The sequence below is a fragment of the bacterium genome (genome assembly GCA_036382775.1).
Lineage (GTDB): Bacteria > Hydrothermota > Tepidihabitantia > SM23-42 > JAOAFX01 > DASVHD01.
Window position 1 is genome coordinate 65,374 of record DASVHD010000005.1, and the last position, 17,430, is coordinate 82,803.

Annotated in this window: 16 protein-coding genes and 3 tRNA genes; 8 read left to right on the forward strand and 11 right to left on the reverse strand. The window is 45.7% G+C overall.

Translation table 11 applies throughout. The features are described 5' to 3' along the window. Nucleotides 1–20 precede the first annotated feature (20 nt). The gene (locus VF399_00740; protein ID HEX7318869.1) at nucleotides 21–227 is read left to right on the forward strand and encodes a YfhL family 4Fe-4S dicluster ferredoxin; all 207 of its coding nucleotides are present in this window, start codon (nucleotides 21–23) and stop codon (nucleotides 225–227) included. 180 nt (nucleotides 228–407) lie between these two features. Here VF399_00740 and VF399_00745 read toward each other — a convergent pair whose 3' ends face one another. Then, complete coding sequence (locus tag VF399_00745; protein HEX7318870.1) at nucleotides 408–1,652, reverse strand: PQQ-binding-like beta-propeller repeat protein; 1,245 nt, start codon at nucleotides 1,650–1,652, stop codon at nucleotides 408–410. Nucleotides 1,653–1,741: 89 nt separating this feature from the next. On the opposite strand from VF399_00745, the gene VF399_00750 reads away from it, so the two are divergent. The 6 genes from VF399_00750 to VF399_00775 all read left to right on the forward strand — a co-directional run bounded on the left by VF399_00750 (nucleotide 1,742) and on the right by VF399_00775 (nucleotide 5,696). Next, entirely contained in the window at nucleotides 1,742–2,161 is a 420-nt protein-coding gene (locus tag VF399_00750) for a hypothetical protein (protein ID HEX7318871.1), read from the forward strand. A gap of 23 nt (nucleotides 2,162–2,184) precedes the next feature. Beyond that, nucleotides 2,185–2,724, forward strand: coding sequence for a hypothetical protein (locus VF399_00755; GenBank protein ID HEX7318872.1), 540 nt, complete (start codon nucleotides 2,185–2,187; stop codon nucleotides 2,722–2,724). 156 nt (nucleotides 2,725–2,880) lie between these two features. Beyond that, a tRNA-Ile gene (locus tag VF399_00760) sits at nucleotides 2,881–2,954 on the forward strand. A gap of 339 nt (nucleotides 2,955–3,293) precedes the next feature. Beyond that, nucleotides 3,294–3,551: a hypothetical protein gene (locus VF399_00765; protein ID HEX7318873.1), complete on the forward strand. Its 258-nt coding sequence runs from the start codon at nucleotides 3,294–3,296 to the stop codon at nucleotides 3,549–3,551. 15 nt (nucleotides 3,552–3,566) lie between these two features. Continuing rightward, nucleotides 3,567–4,334, forward strand: a complete 768-nt coding sequence (locus VF399_00770; protein ID HEX7318874.1) for a hypothetical protein — start codon at nucleotides 3,567–3,569, stop codon at nucleotides 4,332–4,334. 285 nt (nucleotides 4,335–4,619) lie between these two features. Next, entirely contained in the window at nucleotides 4,620–5,696 is a 1,077-nt protein-coding gene (locus VF399_00775; protein HEX7318875.1) for a T9SS type A sorting domain-containing protein, read from the forward strand. A 563-nt stretch (nucleotides 5,697–6,259) separates the two neighbouring features. On the opposite strand, the gene VF399_00780 is transcribed toward VF399_00775, so the two are convergent. The 10 genes from VF399_00780 to tcmP form a co-directional block, all read right to left on the reverse strand. Then, nucleotides 6,260–6,344, reverse strand: a tRNA-Ser gene (locus VF399_00780). A gap of 381 nt (nucleotides 6,345–6,725) precedes the next feature. Next, nucleotides 6,726–7,232 (reverse strand): tRNA adenosine(34) deaminase TadA, encoded by a 507-nt coding sequence (gene tadA, locus VF399_00785; GenBank protein ID HEX7318876.1) that lies wholly within the window; start codon nucleotides 7,230–7,232, stop codon nucleotides 6,726–6,728. Between the two features lie 353 nt (nucleotides 7,233–7,585). Further along, nucleotides 7,586–7,659: transfer RNA gene (locus tag VF399_00790), tRNA-Arg, on the reverse strand. Beyond that, complete coding sequence (locus tag VF399_00795; protein HEX7318877.1) at nucleotides 7,637–8,713, reverse strand: site-specific integrase; 1,077 nt, start codon at nucleotides 8,711–8,713, stop codon at nucleotides 7,637–7,639. Before VF399_00795 ends, VF399_00790 begins: the two co-directional genes overlap by 23 nt. Nucleotides 8,714–8,802: 89 nt before the next feature. Next, the gene (locus tag VF399_00800; GenBank protein HEX7318878.1) at nucleotides 8,803–8,985 is read right to left on the reverse strand and encodes a helix-turn-helix domain-containing protein; all 183 of its coding nucleotides are present in this window, start codon (nucleotides 8,983–8,985) and stop codon (nucleotides 8,803–8,805) included. 9 nt (nucleotides 8,986–8,994) lie between these two features. Further along, nucleotides 8,995–9,789: a hypothetical protein gene (locus VF399_00805; GenBank protein ID HEX7318879.1), complete on the reverse strand. Its 795-nt coding sequence runs from the start codon at nucleotides 9,787–9,789 to the stop codon at nucleotides 8,995–8,997. A 3-nt stretch (nucleotides 9,790–9,792) separates the two neighbouring features. Beyond that, nucleotides 9,793–10,080 carry a hypothetical protein gene (locus tag VF399_00810; GenBank protein ID HEX7318880.1) on the reverse strand — a complete coding sequence of 96 codons (288 nt, stop codon included), beginning with the start codon at nucleotides 10,078–10,080 and terminating at the stop codon, nucleotides 9,793–9,795. A gap of 1,013 nt (nucleotides 10,081–11,093) precedes the next feature. Then, nucleotides 11,094–11,612: a hypothetical protein gene (locus tag VF399_00815; GenBank protein HEX7318881.1), complete on the reverse strand. Its 519-nt coding sequence runs from the start codon at nucleotides 11,610–11,612 to the stop codon at nucleotides 11,094–11,096. 185 nt (nucleotides 11,613–11,797) lie between these two features. Further along, nucleotides 11,798–12,232, reverse strand: a complete 435-nt coding sequence (locus VF399_00820) for an energy transducer TonB (protein HEX7318882.1) — start codon at nucleotides 12,230–12,232, stop codon at nucleotides 11,798–11,800. Between the two features lie 624 nt (nucleotides 12,233–12,856). Then, complete coding sequence (tcmP, locus tag VF399_00825; protein ID HEX7318883.1) at nucleotides 12,857–14,629, reverse strand: three-Cys-motif partner protein TcmP; 1,773 nt, start codon at nucleotides 14,627–14,629, stop codon at nucleotides 12,857–12,859. 675 nt (nucleotides 14,630–15,304) lie between these two features. On the opposite strand from tcmP, the gene VF399_00830 reads away from it, so the two are divergent. After that, a complete protein-coding gene (locus VF399_00830) occupies nucleotides 15,305–17,383 on the forward strand; it encodes a tail fiber domain-containing protein (protein HEX7318884.1) in 2,079 nt (692 codons plus the stop codon). The last annotated feature ends 47 nt before the right edge of the window (nucleotides 17,384–17,430 follow it).

Sequence of the window (17,430 nt, forward strand, 5' to 3'; positions counted from 1 at the left end):
CCTTGAATTAAGGAGGCATAATGGCTTACAAGATCAATGAAGATTGCACTGGCTGCGGACTCTGCGAACCCGAGTGCCCGGTACAGGCGATCACAGCCGGTGATCCGATCTATACGATAGATTTTAGCAAATGCGTGGAGTGCGTCGGGCATTTTGACGAACCTCAGTGCGTTGCTGTGTGCCCGGTCGCTGCTTGTATACCGGACCCGGAACACCCGAAAAAGTAGTATATCAGCAGGTCCCAAAGGGACACCATTTATCAGTAGAGCAAGGCTTTAGCCTTGCTAATGAAGTCAGGTTATCAGTTAGCAGGCTATCAGCGATCAGGATACCAGTTTTTTATTACAGTTGGTTGTCCTGTGGCCGTATTAAACTAATATTCTGATAATCTGGTATCCTGATATACTTTATTTATTTGTATTTACAGTATCCTGCCCTAAACAATACAAATATCCATCATGTGAGCCGAAGTAGATCCGGCTGCCGATGACCGCCGGCGTGGTATTGACCAGCGCGCCGGTCGGGAAAGACCAAACATAATCCCCGTCTGTTGTTAATCCGTAAAGTTTGCCGCTCCGGGAACCGACCACAACCATGGAATCGGCCACACAGGCAGAACCCCAGATGCTGCCGTCGGTCTTGAACTTCCAGATGACCCGGCCCGAATCGGCCGATAAGCAGTGCATGCGCCCATCGCCAGAACCAAAGTATACGCGGTTACCCACAATCGCGGGAGTGGCGATCACCCGACCGATCGTCCTGTATTTCCAGATGATCTTCCGATTGATCCGGTCCATACAGGACATGGTCCCGCCCTCACACCCGAAATAGATCGTATCGCCGATGATGACCGGCGACACATCCGTGTCCGAACCGGTCTTGAAAGACCACAGGATCGTGCCGCTGCGCGTCGACAGGCAGTATAGAAAACCCCGTGATGAACCGGCGTAAAGGAAAGTGTCAATTATCCCAACCGATGATTCGACCGAACCGGCAACCGGCGTTTTCCAGATCACCTCCCCGGTATTGGCGTCAAAGCAATATATGTTCATGTCCTCGCCGCCAACATAGACAGTGTCGTTGATAATGCAAGGTGAGGAATCCATGTCGTTACCGGTCTTTGTTTTCCAGATGAGCTTTCCGTCGTTTAAGGACACGCAACGGAAATAATTGTCGCGCGCGCCAAAATATATCCGGCGCTTGTATATTGCCGGCGAGCATTTGACCGAATGACCGCACTTGTGCTTCCAGATGAGCGCACCGGTCTTTTTATCCAGACAATAAAGGTAGCTGTCGCAGGAGCCGAAAATAAGCGTGTCACCGAGGATCGCCGGCTGGCCGCTCCAGGCTACGCCCTGCCATATAGTCTTCGGGTCAACGCCCCGCTTTTCTTTCTCGCCTTCAAGGATAAAACGGGTTTTGAATTTCCAGCATAAAGCGACTTTGCGCGGCACTTTCCCGGACCCGTGATAAGTGTGGTATTGGTTCCCCCTGAACATCACAAGCGAATCCCGCGGTATTTTCAGGGAATCGAACGATATCATGCCAAGCGCGTGCCTGGCGCTACGACGCCCAGCGCACATGCTGAGCAGTACCAGTGCCGCGCCGAAAGCGCATAATATCAATGTCAGTGCAGTTTGCGACAGCTTCATTTGCATAAAATTATACCAATCCGGCGGTCACAATCAATACGCTTGACTTTGGAATGCCGGATATTATAATCATCCCAAAAGGAGGATACATGGTACAATACCTCTTACTGCTGTCGATGATCAGCCAGGGTGCTATTGACAGTGTTCCCATGGCACCAGCGCCTGCGTCAGCAAGGAAAAGTTATACAGCGCAGATCCTTGTCAACGGGATAATAGGCCTTGGTTTTGGGACCGGCGCGGCCGTATTCTATATGAAAAGCGGCTCGTCATATGACGCGTACCTGAAAAGCGATTCGCTCTGCGAAGCCACTGATTATTACAATAATACCGTGTTCTATGATAATCTGCGGAACATATGCGCTGGCGGGGCGGTTTTGTTCCTTGCCCAAGCCCTCTATTACCAACTCAAGAGCGTACGGACCAAAACGGCGTCAAGACCGGCGCCCGAGATCGATCTGGGCATGAGTGAAAAGAACAAGTATTTTATATGTCTCAGACAGCCGATCTAAATACCGGCAACGAGGAGGCACTAATGCAGCCAATCAAAAGAATACTGCCGGGCCTGCGGCCGCGTTGCCCGGTGTTGTTGATATCGTTATTGATGCTGATGTCGCTGTCAATGAACTGTCAGCGCGAACACACCAATGCTTATGACATCTGCAACGAAAATTTCTATCCGCCGCGCGGCGTCATGGGCGTCGCGTCATCGCCGGTTTACGATCCGTACGGCACGCTGGTCGCGGTCGACATGTATTTTTACTTTGTGGACAAATTCGACCGCGCCACATCCTTTGATCACAGATTTTACCAGGACATATCAGAAGTCATGCAATTCGACTACGCCATATCGGCTAATTACGATGTGTACGGCGTCAGCGTCAGCTATGGCGGCGCGCCTTTCCCCATTGGTACGTACTGCATGAAAACGTACTATGCCGAACTGCCCGTGGCGGGCTGCCGTTTTGACGTGATCGCCTCCGGCACCAGGCGAATTATCGTTCCCGTTACCGAAATGACCCGGTTTGCAGTCCCGGACATAGAGGTTCCGAGGTTTGAGATCAGCCCGGAATAGATCCGCGAATACGGGGGGTCTAGCGGTATAATTGCCACTTGACAAATAGGCAATTTCAGGTATAATTAACAGTTGTATCATTAAGGGCTTTTAGGCTTTCCTTATACTGATCCAAACTTAGCATATGTTTTCAGGACATTGTCATCTACTAAGGAAGGGCCTATAGCTCAGTTGGTTAGAGCGCACGCCTGATAAGCGTGAGGTGAGTGGTTCGATTCCACTTAGGCCCAGTCCGAACCAGCCGATGGCTTTTAGTATATGGCTGATTGCGGTTCGGAAATATAAACTCTCATTGTCTTCTCTCTTTTGATAGGAGAGAAAGTCTGCCCCGTACCTGATACGGGGGTGAGGGTAATACCTCTCATCTCCTCTCCCTTGATGGGAGAGGGTAAGAGCCTGCCCCGTATTCGATACGGGGGTGAGGGTGTAATTAAAAAAGAACGGAATAGCGCCTTTAGGCGCGTTTGGTGGGTCATTACCACCAATATTTGATTGCACAAGGATTTTAAAAAGGATCCTTAGTGCGATCATATTCCAAGCTAGCGAGGAATAAACAAAGGAGGCCGTACATGAAGAAACTCGCATTATTGCTGGTTATCGCAGTAGCATTTGTGGTGATCGGCTGCCAGCCACCGGCTGGAACTGTGGTGACGCCAGATCAGCTGGATGCTGTGAAAGCAGAACTCAGTGCTTTGAAAACTGAGGTAGAAGGACTGAAGGTTACCGTGGATACTCTGACGGTATACTGCAACAAGTGCATAGAAAAATGTTTGGGCAAAGGCACCGGAATAACACCACCCGGCCTGAAACCCCCAACACAGAAGTAATTACTAGGAGGATAAATGAAAAGACTACTTACTCTATTCGGAACCGTTATCGCGCTTGTCGCGCTAATCGGTTGCGAAGGCGAAGTGACGCTGGAAGCTCCATCCGTTTCCTATACGGTTGAAAACGATGGCGCGGATCTGGCATTGACCTGGTCTGAAGTCACTGACGCCGACGGGTACATCATCTACGGCGATGACGTCGTCCTTGACACGGTAACGACCACGACATATACAGTGACCACGCCAGCAGCGCTCGTTGAAGTGACTGCTTATTCAGGCGATACGGAAAGCGATGCTGACCAGATCGATTGTGCGCCTGTAGAAACTGCAAGCTTGCATATCTTCGGCAGTTCAGATCCCGATACCACTCATCCCAGTGGCTTTGGTTTCAGCAGCAGCGGAACAGCGACCGGTTATTCCATCTCGAACTCCAACAATGCTGATCTGATCGATTACTGGATCTATAGCACATCAACACTACTCCAGTTCGTCTCTCCGAGCGATGCGAATCCCCCATTCAACAGTGAGGTCAATGCGACCGTGAACAGCGGCAGTGACTATAATGGTCTCGTTATTGCCGATGCTCCGGGTGGATATTCCACGCAAACTGACATTGCTAGCGGCGCCGTGTATTCATTCTGGATCGACCCGGATAATGATGGCTGGGGCGACAACAATGACTACTTTGGCAAGATCAGCGTTGACGGGATAAATGGTGTTGACTGCACACTGACACTCGCTTATCAGTCGATTGCCGGCTTACGTTGGTGCGTTACGCCATAACACTATAAGCAGATCTTAACAAAAAAGGCGGGTTTATAACCCGCCTTTTTTATTGTTGAAGCCGTTCCTAGGAGAACGGCTGAAATGCCATTCGTACATCACTCAACAAAGGAATGGCGTGAGGCCGTTCCAGAAAGAACGGCTGAAATCCTATTTCCTCACTATTTATGGCTTGAGTCCGCTCCAAAAAGAGCGAACGAAATTCTGTTTCCACCTTTTAAAAAAAGAAACAGGGACTTGACACTATCTTTGTTTTTATTACAATGTTATAGACAAGGAGGCCATATGTTAAAATACCTGTCATTGATCATTATTCTAGCCGACGTATGTTTTGCTGGTGCGACCTATATCGATGGCGTACTGGTTTACACCGATACTGACGCACAAACAGCGGTCCCAGCGTCTCCGTCAACCCGGCAATTCAATGTCGTGGATTCATTCCCGGCGGCCGCGACCGATTATTCGATGGGGATCGCGTGCGACGGTCAGTATTTGTGGAACAACGAGGCTTTCGTCCACTGGTTCGCTCGCATGGACACATCCACGGGCGCGATCTTAAATACGTTCAATACATCCATTGGTGACCGCGATATGACATTTGACGGACAATATCTGTGGGCATCGGACTGGAGTTCCGCTTCGATCAGCAAATTCGATACCGCTACCTGCACCATGATAAACACATATTACCCGCCATTCTATGCCGGCAAGCCTAATGGCATGGCATGGGACGGCAACTATCTCTGGGTCGGCGAGGAGTCGGGCCGGATCTACAAGATGACCACGACCGGCGACACCGTGCGCTCGATACCTCCGCCCGTATACAATTCGTATGAACCGCGTGGCCTGGCTTTCGACGGCACGCACCTGTGGGTAGGCTATCAGGATGCTGGACTGATCTATGAGGTAGACACGACAAACGGTGCGGTGATCGCATCCTATACGGCTCCGGGCACGATCCCGGGCTGGCAGTTCCAGCAGGGACTTGACTGCGACGGCCAATTCCTCTGGTCGACGATCGGTGGTGACGCGCACTGGATCTACCAGATCGACATCGGACTGCTCGGCGCCGAAGAACACAAAAATAGCGGCGCATCAATGCCCAATATCAAGCTCAGTGCCAGTCCCAATCCTTTTATCGATGATGCCCGGATAACCCTGATCCTTGGCGAATCGAAAAAAGCGACGCTCAAAGTCATCGATGCCAGCGGTCGCGTCGTTTCGACTCTGATCGAAGGTAAACATCTTATGGCCGGCGAGCATGTCTACAACTGGCAGCCGGACCATGATCAGGCCGGCATATTCTTTGCGGTGCTGGAAGTGGGCACTTTCACCAAATCCATAAAGCTGATCAAGATCTAAGCAGTGTTTTTGTCATCCCGCATTTATTGAGTTCGCTCCAGAAAGAACGAGCGAAATCCCATTCCTTCCACATTTAATAAAAGGAATGGGAATGCGGGATCCAGCTATTCTGCAGGTCCCGTTGGACGATCAGCGTGCAACGGGGTCATTGCGATCCCGCACTTTACCAAAGTGCGAGAGAAGCAATCTCATCGTCATAGAATCCGTCATTGCGAGTACGCCATGTGCGCAACCTTATTAATTCAACCCTCACCTTATTCCTCTCCCTTTGTAAGGGAGAGGGTAGGGGTGAGGGATAAATGGTGTCCCGAGGAACGAGGAGAAGCAATCTCATTTAGTTTTTTTATATATTTATAATTCAGCCATTGGCCAATAGCTGTGCCATCTCCGATGGCACACGGAGAGAGAGGGATTTGTTGAGGCCGTTTCAATAAGAACGGCCGAAATCCCATTCTCTCGTTATTAATAAAAGGAATGGGAAACCTCGGTGAGAATCCCGGCAGGCTTTATCACTGTGATCTATCTTTTCATCACCGTCATCAATTACCGCTGAAAGCGGTAAACGGAGAGAGAGGGATTTGAACCCCCGATTCCTTGCGGAATACGCGATTTCGAGTCGCGCGCCTTCGTCCACTCGGCCATCTCTCCAAAGGGGGCTGCGCCCCCTTTTCTCCATTCGGTTTTTGATAAATCAAAAACACTCATGGAGACCCCGGAACCCCCTACACCGCTATTCCCCAGCGCAGTGACGGCAGTTTTCGCCGTGGACATTACCGGTCGCAATCGTAGTGACTTGCACTGGTTCTGTCTATCGACGCGAGTAAAAACATTTAATGTAGGGCAAACCCCTTATAATCCCGCATCCTCATTATGCTACGATCAAAAATGCGGGACTTTTCTCCCGGAACCCCCGACTGCCCAGATTTTCTCCTCTCCCTCGATGGGAGAGGGTTAGGGTGAGGGTGCAAAAATTTGTCATTGCGAGCCCGCCAAGTGGCATGGCGGGCGTGGCAATCTCATCCGCCTCCGTCATTGCGAGTGCGCCTTGTGCGAAGCAATCTCATCTTTTATTCTTTTTTTCTTAAAAAACTCTTTCATCAATCCAGCGGCTTCGTGCTCCATGACGCCTTCGACCACTTCGATCCGGTGGTTCAGGCGTTTTTCCTTGACAATGTCAAAGATCGAACCGCAACCGCCGAACTTTTCGTCGCGGGCGCCGAAAACGATCCTTTTAACCCGCGCCAGGACCAGAGCGCCCGAGCACATGACGCACGGTTCTATTGTACTATAAATGACCACGTCTTTCAAGCGCCACGAATTCAGGGCGTTCGCTGCCGCGGTGATCGCGATGATCTCGGCGTGGGCAGTGGGATCGCGCAACTGCTCGGTCTGGTTATGGCCCCGGCCGATTATCTGATTTTTATAGACCGCGACCGCGCCGACCGGCACCTCGTCAAAGGCCTTTCGAGCCTCTTTGAGTGCTTGCTGCATATAGAACTCATCCAAATTATCGTTCGAGCTTATCGAGAATTTCATTCCTTTCTTTCCTTCTCCCACAATGGGAGATTTTATCCCCCCCCATTTTTTTCCTCTCCCTTGATGGGAGAGGGTAAGGGTGAGGGTGTTTCTATTTGTCATTGCGAGTACTCTTTGTGCGAAGCAATCTCATCTTTTTATTTTCATCACCGTAATCTATGTTTCACCTCCCTTTTTTTCCTCTCCCTCGATGGAGACTGTCTCCCAGTATTTCTCCTCTCCCTTGATGGGAGAGGGTAAGGGTGAGGGTGAACTTTTTTAAGGTACTCCCGTTTATTGCTACGCATCAACGGGATCTCAATTCGGCAGCTGCATCTACCGCGCAACGCTTGGTTTCTGCAGGCCGAATTGGACGCGCCCGGCGTGATTCGAACACGCAACCTATGGATTCGTAGTCCATCACTCTATCCAGTTGAGCTACGGGCGCAGCACGAAATATCAAGCTTTTTCGACCCTGCAATTTCCTCTAAAGAATCCGGTGCCATTCCAGTGCCATTTTCGAGCCTTTTCACGGCCTCCCGGAGGTGGGCATTGGACAGATGGCTGTACCTCATCGTCATCTTGATATCCTTATGCCCCAGCAGCTCCTGGACCGATCTGATATCGACCCCAGCCATTACCAGCCGGGATCCGAACACATGACGCAGGTCATGAAACCGGAAGTCCTTTATGCCTGCGCGCCTCATCGCGGCCTCAAATCCGGTCTGGATCGTGGTAAAGGGCTTGCCGTCCTCGTTGCAGAACACGTACTGCTCAGCCATTTGCGGTCCCATGGCCCGGATCTCAGCATACAGCACATCGTTCACCGGGATCATGCGCGTCTCGTTGTTCTTGGTCCTCCGGCACACGATCACCCGGTTGCGGAGGTCCACGTCACCCCACTTCAGGTTGAGGATCTCCCCCCGGCGCATGCCCGTGTTCAGGGCCATGATCACCATGGACCGCACGTGCCCGTTGCAGGCCGCTATCAGCCGGTTGATCTCCTCCTCGTTGAGGTATCGCACCCGGCCCGGCGGTTCCTTGAATTTCATGACCAGCCGCAGGGGATTGTTATTGAGATATCCCCATTGCACCGCCTTGTTGAACATGTGCTTGACGCAGGATATCTCCCGGTTGACTGACGCCGGGGACACGTCCTGCCTGCGCAGGTTCTTGTACTGCTCGAATTCATAGGCAGTGATCGCGGCCACCGGTTTACCACCGAAGGTCCTCAGCATTTGCTTTAGGCTGCTCAGGTCGCGCCGGTATGACCGGTATGCCTTGTTAGCCCTTGAAAATTGCAGGTAGTCATCGCATAGCTTGTCAAAGATCACGTTCTGTACATCGGCAATCCCCAGGAACTTGCCCTTGACCTTTTTCACCTCGATATCCTTCAGGGCAAGGTCCGCAAGATACTTGGAACTGCCTACCTTCATTCGCACCCTTTTGCCATTGGAGACATAGTCTATATACCACGCGCCATTGCGCCGGTATGACCTCATCAGTGCCTCCTCTGGCTTTTACTTACATTTGACCGTGCTATTATACCAACGACGTTCATAAAGTCAACATCCTGCCCCTTGACCGGGTCCTAGCTCGCGATGCGTTTCCCGCACTGACGGGACTTAACCCACTGCTCAATCTGATTGAGGTCGAACCTCAGCAGGTGGCCCAGCTTGATATAGGGGATTTGGCCTTTATGGACCCAGTCATAGATGGTCTTGCGTTTCACCTGCAGAATGGCCTCTAATTTACCGATATCAATAAGCACCATGAGTCACCTCTAATCTAGCGCAGGCCGTGTTCCACCGCCATTCCAAAAGGACCACAGCCCAGAGAAAGTTTTAACGTCATATTTGGTAATTAATGTATAGACACGTTCTTCAAACAATCCCAGAGGATTTGCTTCGTTTTGTTCACAGCACCACTGATACATCTTCATTGCATCTTCGCGCTCTGCATCTTCGTCAAGCGTTACATAATCTCCAGAATTCTTATCTCTCCAGTAGTTTTTGAAAATAGATAACATCTTTTCGTACGGTATTTCAGCGATACTTTTTTCGTTTTGTGCATTGTTAGGATTAGGTGTGAGATTAAGATTATGATTAGGGGAAGGAATACTAATAGGTAAGGGACTAGGGCTGTCTTTTAAAGTCTTTAAAGCATTATTTACATCATTTGCATAATCAATTACTGCCTTAAACCACAACGGGTATAGGATTTTGAAATCATCCCATAGCTGCGTTTTATTGTGGATGTAGTCATTGTAGATTGATCTTAGAACACAGTCTTTTCTGCCTTTACCGTTGTATTTTAGAAAATTACGTATGAAAACAATGCTGTTTTCCGCATCGTATGAAATATTTGGGAGCTTACCACTCTCCAATACACGGATAACCTGCTTATTTCCAATATCGGTTGACATTGCTACTGTTTTATACGTAACGGGATATATCCCGGATTCAGATGTCGCGTCATTGGCACATAAATAAACAAAAATAAGCTTTTCGTGCGCCGTGAGTTTCTGGATGTCCGGGTCGTCCCACATTTTGGTGAATATCGGTCTATATTTTGCCATGTGCTAATCCTCCTCTTTTGTTTTTGTTGGTTTCTGTGTATCCCATCTGAGAACGCTGTCTGTAATACATCTTTCCACGCCAACAAAGTTCCAGTATGAACATGTTACATACAGCGAATACTCGGCCGGATAATTCTTGGCATCGTAGTTTTTGTTTGGCACAATATTAAGCTCGAAGTCAAACCTACCGGACATTAGCTTGGGGTTGCCATGCTCGTCCTTAAAGACGCTGCCTTGTTTGTCCTTGAGTATTTCAAGGTCACAAAGTTTAATGTGTTTTTGAAAGGACATAGTACCTACTTTCAGAGGGTGATGTTATTTTGTTACCCTCTATCTACGTAGTTCGTGATAAAATAATTATTTGAAATATCAACATATTATTTTCAGCGTGAATCACCTCGTGTTGTTATAAATGCCAAGAACATGCAAAGTATTGTAATATCGTGGTATACGTGTTTGATACTAAATGCAATGCATTGCTGTTTTATGCATTTAGCCCTTCACAATTTTGACAAATAGTGGCGTTCACCTCGTGAATGCCCATAGAATTTAAAATGAAGTATGCGTATCGTAAAAATATGTGGATGAATATTAAAGTGAAGTATGTTCATCCGTTCAGGGCCTGAACTAGTGTATTTTATTATCCAACCATTGATAACACCCGAAAACAAGAACAATTTATTGACAAACATGTATTTTCAGTACACACCCTGTGTTAGAAGTACCCTCCCGGTGCGGTGTTTTATAATTATGATTTCAACTAATTGCTGAAATATCGAGACAAAATGGTTTCGTGAACATTTGAAATACATTTCTAAATAGTACCAAAACCAACCTTAAACCTACCCTTTGCATACACCAGAACTACACTTTGAATACACTAATAAACACTGTATATAGTGGTATTTTGCCTTTTTGTCACCAAAATCGCACTAGACGCAAATCGTGCGTTCCTGGGGGCATCGTGGTATATTGTTGTACTTACAACCGTTTGGCGAGCTGGCCCCCGGATACCCCCCATGCCACCCCTGTATCCCAGGTCTATATCTCCTCTTCGATTATAAGCGACCTCCCGTAAAAAATTGAGTAAAGCTGTGGTCAGTGCTCCCCATGCGTAAAACCGCCATTTAAAATCGAGTTTGTACCGCCCAATTCTGATCGCTACTTAGACCCATAGGGATATACCACCCCCCTTATCCGAATCGTCAAACCCTGCCATCACGGGCATACATAACCCATAAACAGGGTATTGTACAGAGGATCTCAAAGGTCCGGCGATTTAGTCTTAGAGGCGACTTACCGGCTTACTTAATCCAACTAAATTTAACTCCTCCTCTTACACTAATGCCAATTGTGTTTAATGAAAACCCGAATAAGTCTGAATGCTCCCAACCAAAACTACCTTCTATAAAGGGGCTCACATAGTAACTGGTTAAAAATTCAATGCCTAGACCACCCTCTAAAAATAAATTAGTATATGAATCACCGCCAGAGGTTGAAAAATCCAGCATGACATTCTGAACAAAGTAGGGTGATACATATTTAGTGGGTATCATTTCAATGAAACCAATTCTACCAGCAACACCAAGACTTGTCTGATCTTCACCAAGTGCTATGCCAAAGACAGAAGCACTTAGGCCCATATAACGAAAGTATGGTGCGGTTGTACCGATCCCGATAACTGCAAAGTTACCGGTTGCTGATGCTCCATGACTGGAAATATGTAAATATTGCCATCCTGCATTTACGTCAAAAGATGGCCTTAAGCCATATGAAAAACCTATACATGTTACTAGTGCAGCAGTTATTATATATCTCTTCATTTTTTCCTCCTCAGCTTATGATACATAAATATTGATATATTGTCAATCAGGAAAAATACTACACCCCCCATTATTTTTTACTGCGCGCATTGCCGGAGAGAGTAGCTTCATTATGATTGACCAGGGGGCCGTTTGGACAACCCCCACACCCCCTGGGGAGGGGGTTGACAATAATATTTAAATCGTTATTTTAACTTGAATTGTACTGGTGCCGCCATCCAGCATTGAACCGGTTCACCTTTTAACTTGGCTGGAATAAATTTCCATTTCATAACGGCCCTGAGGGCTTCGTTATCTAATCCTGTATGGCCTGATGATTTATACACCTTTGCATAAGCCACATTACCTTCACGATTAACCAGAAACTTAACCCTTACGGTTCCTTCATATGGCCAATAACTATAATTATATATTGGCGGCTCTTGGGAAATAGGCACAGGGGATTCATCAAATTGATCTGAATAGGACATATCCTCGGGCCTTGGTAGTTCCAGTGGTGCAGGCATTTTACTTTTATCGATTGGATATCCTTCATTTTTATGGATCAACAGTGAGCAATCAAGGTGGCTAAGAAAAATAATAGACAAGCCAGCAAGACTTAGCCCTTTAGCCCATGTCATATTATATTATAAGCCTGGACACTAATAAAACAAGAGCAAAAACGACAATAGCCTAAAACGTTCTGCCTGGGACTATTTTAACCCAGTGCCATTTTAGTGCCAAATTTAATCCAAATTACTCGGTAATAGACCTTAATACTCGGCAATGGTCAAAAGGGTGCAAAGCACGTCCCAGAATGCATCTACGCGATTTTAACTTGTATTTCGTGGGTTATAAAAATTGACGGAATCGCACTTTAGTCAATGAGGGGACTTTATAACGGAAAAGGCGGTCAAAACATACAGGGGTATATGGGTCAAGGTATATGGGGTCAAATCTCTACATTCTACATGCACGACCAACCCCATGTAAATTCCTTTTTCATTTTTTCACCCCCAACGCTCCTGTTGTCTTGTACATCCTTATTCGCAAGTTTCTCTGTTTTCGATATATTTTCAAATAATAGTAGCTCTTTAATCAAAATCAAGTTCTGTGTGGAAAAATCGCAAACTAATGTAGAATGTAGAGATTTGACCCCAATTGACATTAGCAAAATGTGAAATTTTTGTGCAACTTGGGAGACAGTGTTAATACAAATCCGCTGAGCCTGCCCACCATACCCCCTGGCATAATTTGATTTTACGCTATTTCACATTCGTTGTAGCAAAAATATCTTCTGTTTGTCTTTTGCTGTACGGGGTACCGGATTTTATATGATACTTTATTTTATGTTTTTCACAGAACGTAATAATTGTCTTTGAAATAGTTTTGTAGAATGAGTCATTATCTTTAAATTTTGTTGATTGTACATTATAATTTATTTTACCAAATATGATTTTATCAACAAAACCTATTTCATTAAGTAAATTTTCGATTTTTAACGCACTGCTATCTAGATTTGGCGTAGGATAAGGTTCAATGCTCACCCACGTTTTATGTCCCTTTTTGTGTAGCCTTTTTATGGAGTCAATACGCACCCCATAAGGAGCAGAATAGGGTTCATAGTTCTGCTTAAATTGCTCATTTAAAGAAACTAATGTTATTCCATATTCATTACTTTTTAAAAATTTTTCATCTAGCATTTCATCGGGATATTGCCCTTTCGTTAGAGTTGTAACTCTAATATTATTCATATTTAGCATCTCAATAATTTTGAGAGTAAGATTTTTGATTTCCGGTATTAATGTATTTCTGTCTTTATCATACATAAAGGGGTCAGTCATAAAACATAGGTGAACACGGTCTAACTCTCCATAGAATTTTTTTATTTCTTTCTCAAGTAATATTAATGCATTTCCCACTATTTTTATTTTTCTCCATTCATTCATGTTTGTAACTCTACCAAATTTTTTGCTCATCATATATGCATAACACGGGAATCTACAGCCATGCACGCAACCTTCAATATGATTTATCGTCCAATGTCCATACTCGACTTCAGATTTATACAATAGTGATTTGCGTTCAATGGATTGTATTTTAGGATGCATTGTAAAAATATTTGTTTTTTGTGATTCAATACCAAATAATGTGGGATCCTGTTTTTCTTTAGTTCTAGCATAAATGTCTTTAACAATATCAGTAATTTCTACTTTCCTAGATGCAAATAGTAGAAAATATAGGATATCATCTCTATTAGGATATTTCATGTCATAACCAACAACTATTAGATCACCTGGTATAAACAATGATTTTACATATTGTTCCAATATTTCATAATCATTTGTACCGTTTCCATTTGTTATATCAATACTATCACCAAGAAAATCTCTCAACGTCCTTAAAGACCCTATTTCTCTGATATTAAGCGATGCACCCGAATGCTCTTTTTTTGCTATTCCAACGGTTCTTCGAACACCTTCTAGAATATAGTTTAACAATATATCTTTGGGATTTTCAAGTTTAATAATCGGTTCCAGTGTTGTTTTTTTAATTTTAATTCCATAGGGATCAATCAATACGAATAGAGGACATTTTGTATTGTTCTCTATTTCTTTTAGTATCTTTTGTATAGCAATATTACAGTCTTCGGGATAGCATTTCACATTAATTACATTCACTATTTGTGGGTGTTCCTTAATAAACTTTTTAATATTCATGGTTAAATCATAAAAATTATTTTCATCTTTTTCAACTGCAAAGATTTTAACCTTTAATCCCTTTCTTAATTTTGGCAATTTGTCTGAAATAACATCTAAAAATATTAATGGTGATCCATAAACAGATCTACCATTGTCTATATAAATTCCCCTACCCGCAAACAGGTCTATAACATATAGTTCTTTTACCCAATATTGGTTTGGAGCGTTCCATATTGTAAGCCACATATCAAAAACCTGTCTTAGGATTCCTAGTTTGGTTTGTGTTGAAGGTTTTTCGCTAATATCCCAAGAATGCTTGTTCTTAGGTTTATTCATTTTCATCTTCTTTATGCTTAAATATTATAGTCACAAAACATATGATGTAAAGAAGCAGTCCTTTGATAAGGAGAGCGATCACACGGACCGCTCCCCGATTCATTTGTGCCAGATTTGTGCCATCTGTGTGCCAAAATATAGGGTATATGGGGTCAAATCTCTACATTCTACATGCACGACCAACCCCATGTAAATTCCTTTTTCATTTTTACACCCCCGCGCTTCCATTTCTCATGTACATCCTTGTTCCCAGGTTTCTCTGTTTCGTGATACATTTTCATATCATAGATAATCCTTAATCAAAGTTATGCTCTATGAGTAAAAAATCGCTTCACAAATCAATGTAGAATGTAGAGATTTGATCCCAATTTGTTCCATTTAATAGTACCTTGCTGATTCCCTTCTGTCAAGGTCTATTGTACTATCATAAATTCATCATTGTCTTCATTCTGGTATGGCAGGACATCACGGATTATTGCATACGCTTTGCCTGCGCCCCCATACCCATTTATCAATGGTATATGATTGACTTATATTGGCATTTTTATATACTTGATAAACAACGGGTAGATTGTTACAAAAACCTATTTTTGGTCATTACAGTATAATTAATAGTATGAGAGTATAATTACATATAAATAATATTGCCGCATTTATGCGGCAAAGGGAGGCTTTATGTTAGGCAAAACAGGAATTTGCGTGGCCATAATTCTAATATTCGCATTTAGTCAGTCAGTGTACAAGAACAACGGCCAAGTACGTCTGGCACCCAGAATGCTTAATTACCAGGGCTATTTGACCGACACCCAAGGCAATCCAATAACCAATCCTTCAGTTTCGATGACCTTCGCGATATTCGATGCTGTATCTGCGGGCAATCAGAAGTGGACGGAGACACAAAGCACGGTCAGTGTGGACAAGGGCATATTTAATGTGCTCTTGGGCAGCGTCTCTCCGATCCCGGATAGCGTTTTCACCAACAGCACTAACCGCTGGCTGGAATTGTCCGTGGCGGGTCAAACACTATCACCCCGGACTCAAATCGTGTCCAGCGTATATTCATACACCTCAACCTATTCTGACACCGCGCAGTATTCCCGTAATGCCGCACCTGATAACGACTGGATATTTCTGATTTCCGATGGTGCTGATACGACCCTTCAAATGGGTGGCAGGTGGGGTCTTACCCGTTCTGGAAACGTCCTGTATGGTAGTGCAGATAGCACACATGTGAATTTTGGGGTCGCGTGCACGACCGGAAGAGCGGGACAGCCTTCTAGATACTGCACCGTCGCTGGAGGAAGCTACAACACGGCTAGCAGTTCTAATGCGACCGTAAGCGGTGGATTTAGGAACAATGCCAGTGGCCTTTGTGCGACTGTAGGCGGCGGATGGGCTGATACTGCGAAGGCGCTATATGGAGGTGCACTTTCTGGCTATAGCAATCTTGCCGGTGATAACGCAGTAGATACTGCGGCGGCTGTTTGTGCAGGATATAACAATTCTGCACTGGCGAGGTTTGCGTTTGTCGGCGGCGGCTGGGACAACACAGCCAGCGAATATGCTACAACCGTAAGTGGCGGCTATTTAAACACTGCAAATAATTATTATACTGCCGTGGGAGGCGGTGTAAATAATATCGCAAGCGGTCAATGCGCGACCGTAGGTGGTGGAATCAATAATGCCGCCAGCGGTTATTATGCCGCAATGGGTGGTGGTAATGGCAATGTTGCCAGCGGCTATGCATCAGTCGTGGCAGGTGGATCCCTTGATAGTGCCGTTGCGAATTATGGTGGTGTATTTTCGGGTTACAATAACCTGGCGGGCGACGCTGCGGAAGACAGCTTTGCTACCGTGTGTGGTGGGTTATATAATGCGGCTACAGCAAGAGTAAGCTATATTGGCGGAGGTAGAAACAATACCGCCCGTGGATATGCTTCCACGATTGGAGGTGGAGATGATAACGATGTTGGTTGGAGTTATGCGACTGTGGGCGGTGGATCATTCAACTCCGCCGATTCCGCTTATTCGACCGTGGGAGGAGGAAGTAATAATCACACTTATGATAATTATGCGACTGTAGGCGGGGGGCAACAAAACATCGCGAGTAGCAATCATGCGATTATTAGTGGCGGACTGCTGAATAGAGCAACTAATACTTACGCGACTGTGGGCGGTGGCAGAGCGGATACAGCCAGCGGCATTAACGCTACAGTTCCTGGTGGCATTGCCAACAAAGCTGCTGGTAATTATTCGTTTGCTGCTGGTAGACGTGCGAAAGCAAACAACCAGGGTTGTTTTGTCTGGGGTGATGCGACAGATGCTGATGTTGCTGCCAATGTAGATAACCGTTGGGTAGCACGCTGCAGCGGAGGAGTATATTTTTATACTAACAGCTCGCTTTCCAGCGGTGTTTATGTAGCTGCCGGAGGTAATTCTTGGTCCGCGGTCAGTGACCGCAATATGAAAGAAAATTTTGAACCCGTGGACGGCGCGGTTGTTCTTAACAAGCTGTCGCAAATGCCGATCACAACCTGGAATTATAAATCCCAGGATCCCTCGATCCGGCATATTGGACCCATGGCGCAGGATTTTGCTGGTTTTGGCGTGGGTGAGGACGATAAGCACATCACGACGATCGATGCGGACGGCATTGCCCTAGCCGCGATACAGGAATTAGCCAAGCAGGTGCAGGAATTAAAAGCGGAAAACAAAAAACTGCAAGAACGGATCGAGACGCTGGAAAACAGGTAATTCGAACAATCCAAACTGTTTGGTTTTGTACATATTTTACTCTTATT

Coding starts and splice junctions, on each gene's coding strand:
- VF399_00740 (HEX7318869.1), top strand. CDS start 21: ATGGCTTACAAGATCAATGAAGATTGCACTGGCTGCGGACTCTGCGAA.
- VF399_00745 (HEX7318870.1), bottom strand. CDS start 1,652: ATGAAGCTGTCGCAAACTGCACTGACATTGATATTATGCGCTTTCGGC.
- VF399_00750 (HEX7318871.1), top strand. CDS start 1,742: ATGGTACAATACCTCTTACTGCTGTCGATGATCAGCCAGGGTGCTATT.
- VF399_00755 (HEX7318872.1), top strand. CDS start 2,185: ATGCAGCCAATCAAAAGAATACTGCCGGGCCTGCGGCCGCGTTGCCCG.
- VF399_00765 (HEX7318873.1), top strand. CDS start 3,294: ATGAAGAAACTCGCATTATTGCTGGTTATCGCAGTAGCATTTGTGGTG.
- VF399_00770 (HEX7318874.1), top strand. CDS start 3,567: ATGAAAAGACTACTTACTCTATTCGGAACCGTTATCGCGCTTGTCGCG.
- VF399_00775 (HEX7318875.1), top strand. CDS start 4,620: ATGTTAAAATACCTGTCATTGATCATTATTCTAGCCGACGTATGTTTT.
- tadA (HEX7318876.1), bottom strand. CDS start 7,232: ATGAAATTCTCGATAAGCTCGAACGATAATTTGGATGAGTTCTATATG.
- VF399_00795 (HEX7318877.1), bottom strand. CDS start 8,713: ATGAGGTCATACCGGCGCAATGGCGCGTGGTATATAGACTATGTCTCC.
- VF399_00800 (HEX7318878.1), bottom strand. CDS start 8,985: ATGGTGCTTATTGATATCGGTAAATTAGAGGCCATTCTGCAGGTGAAA.
- VF399_00805 (HEX7318879.1), bottom strand. CDS start 9,789: ATGGCAAAATATAGACCGATATTCACCAAAATGTGGGACGACCCGGAC.
- VF399_00810 (HEX7318880.1), bottom strand. CDS start 10,080: ATGTCCTTTCAAAAACACATTAAACTTTGTGACCTTGAAATACTCAAG.
- VF399_00815 (HEX7318881.1), bottom strand. CDS start 11,612: ATGAAGAGATATATAATAACTGCTGCACTAGTAACATGTATAGGTTTT.
- VF399_00820 (HEX7318882.1), bottom strand. CDS start 12,232: ATGACATGGGCTAAAGGGCTAAGTCTTGCTGGCTTGTCTATTATTTTT.
- tcmP (HEX7318883.1), bottom strand. CDS start 14,629: ATGAATAAACCTAAGAACAAGCATTCTTGGGATATTAGCGAAAAACCT.
- VF399_00830 (HEX7318884.1), top strand. CDS start 15,305: ATGTTAGGCAAAACAGGAATTTGCGTGGCCATAATTCTAATATTCGCA.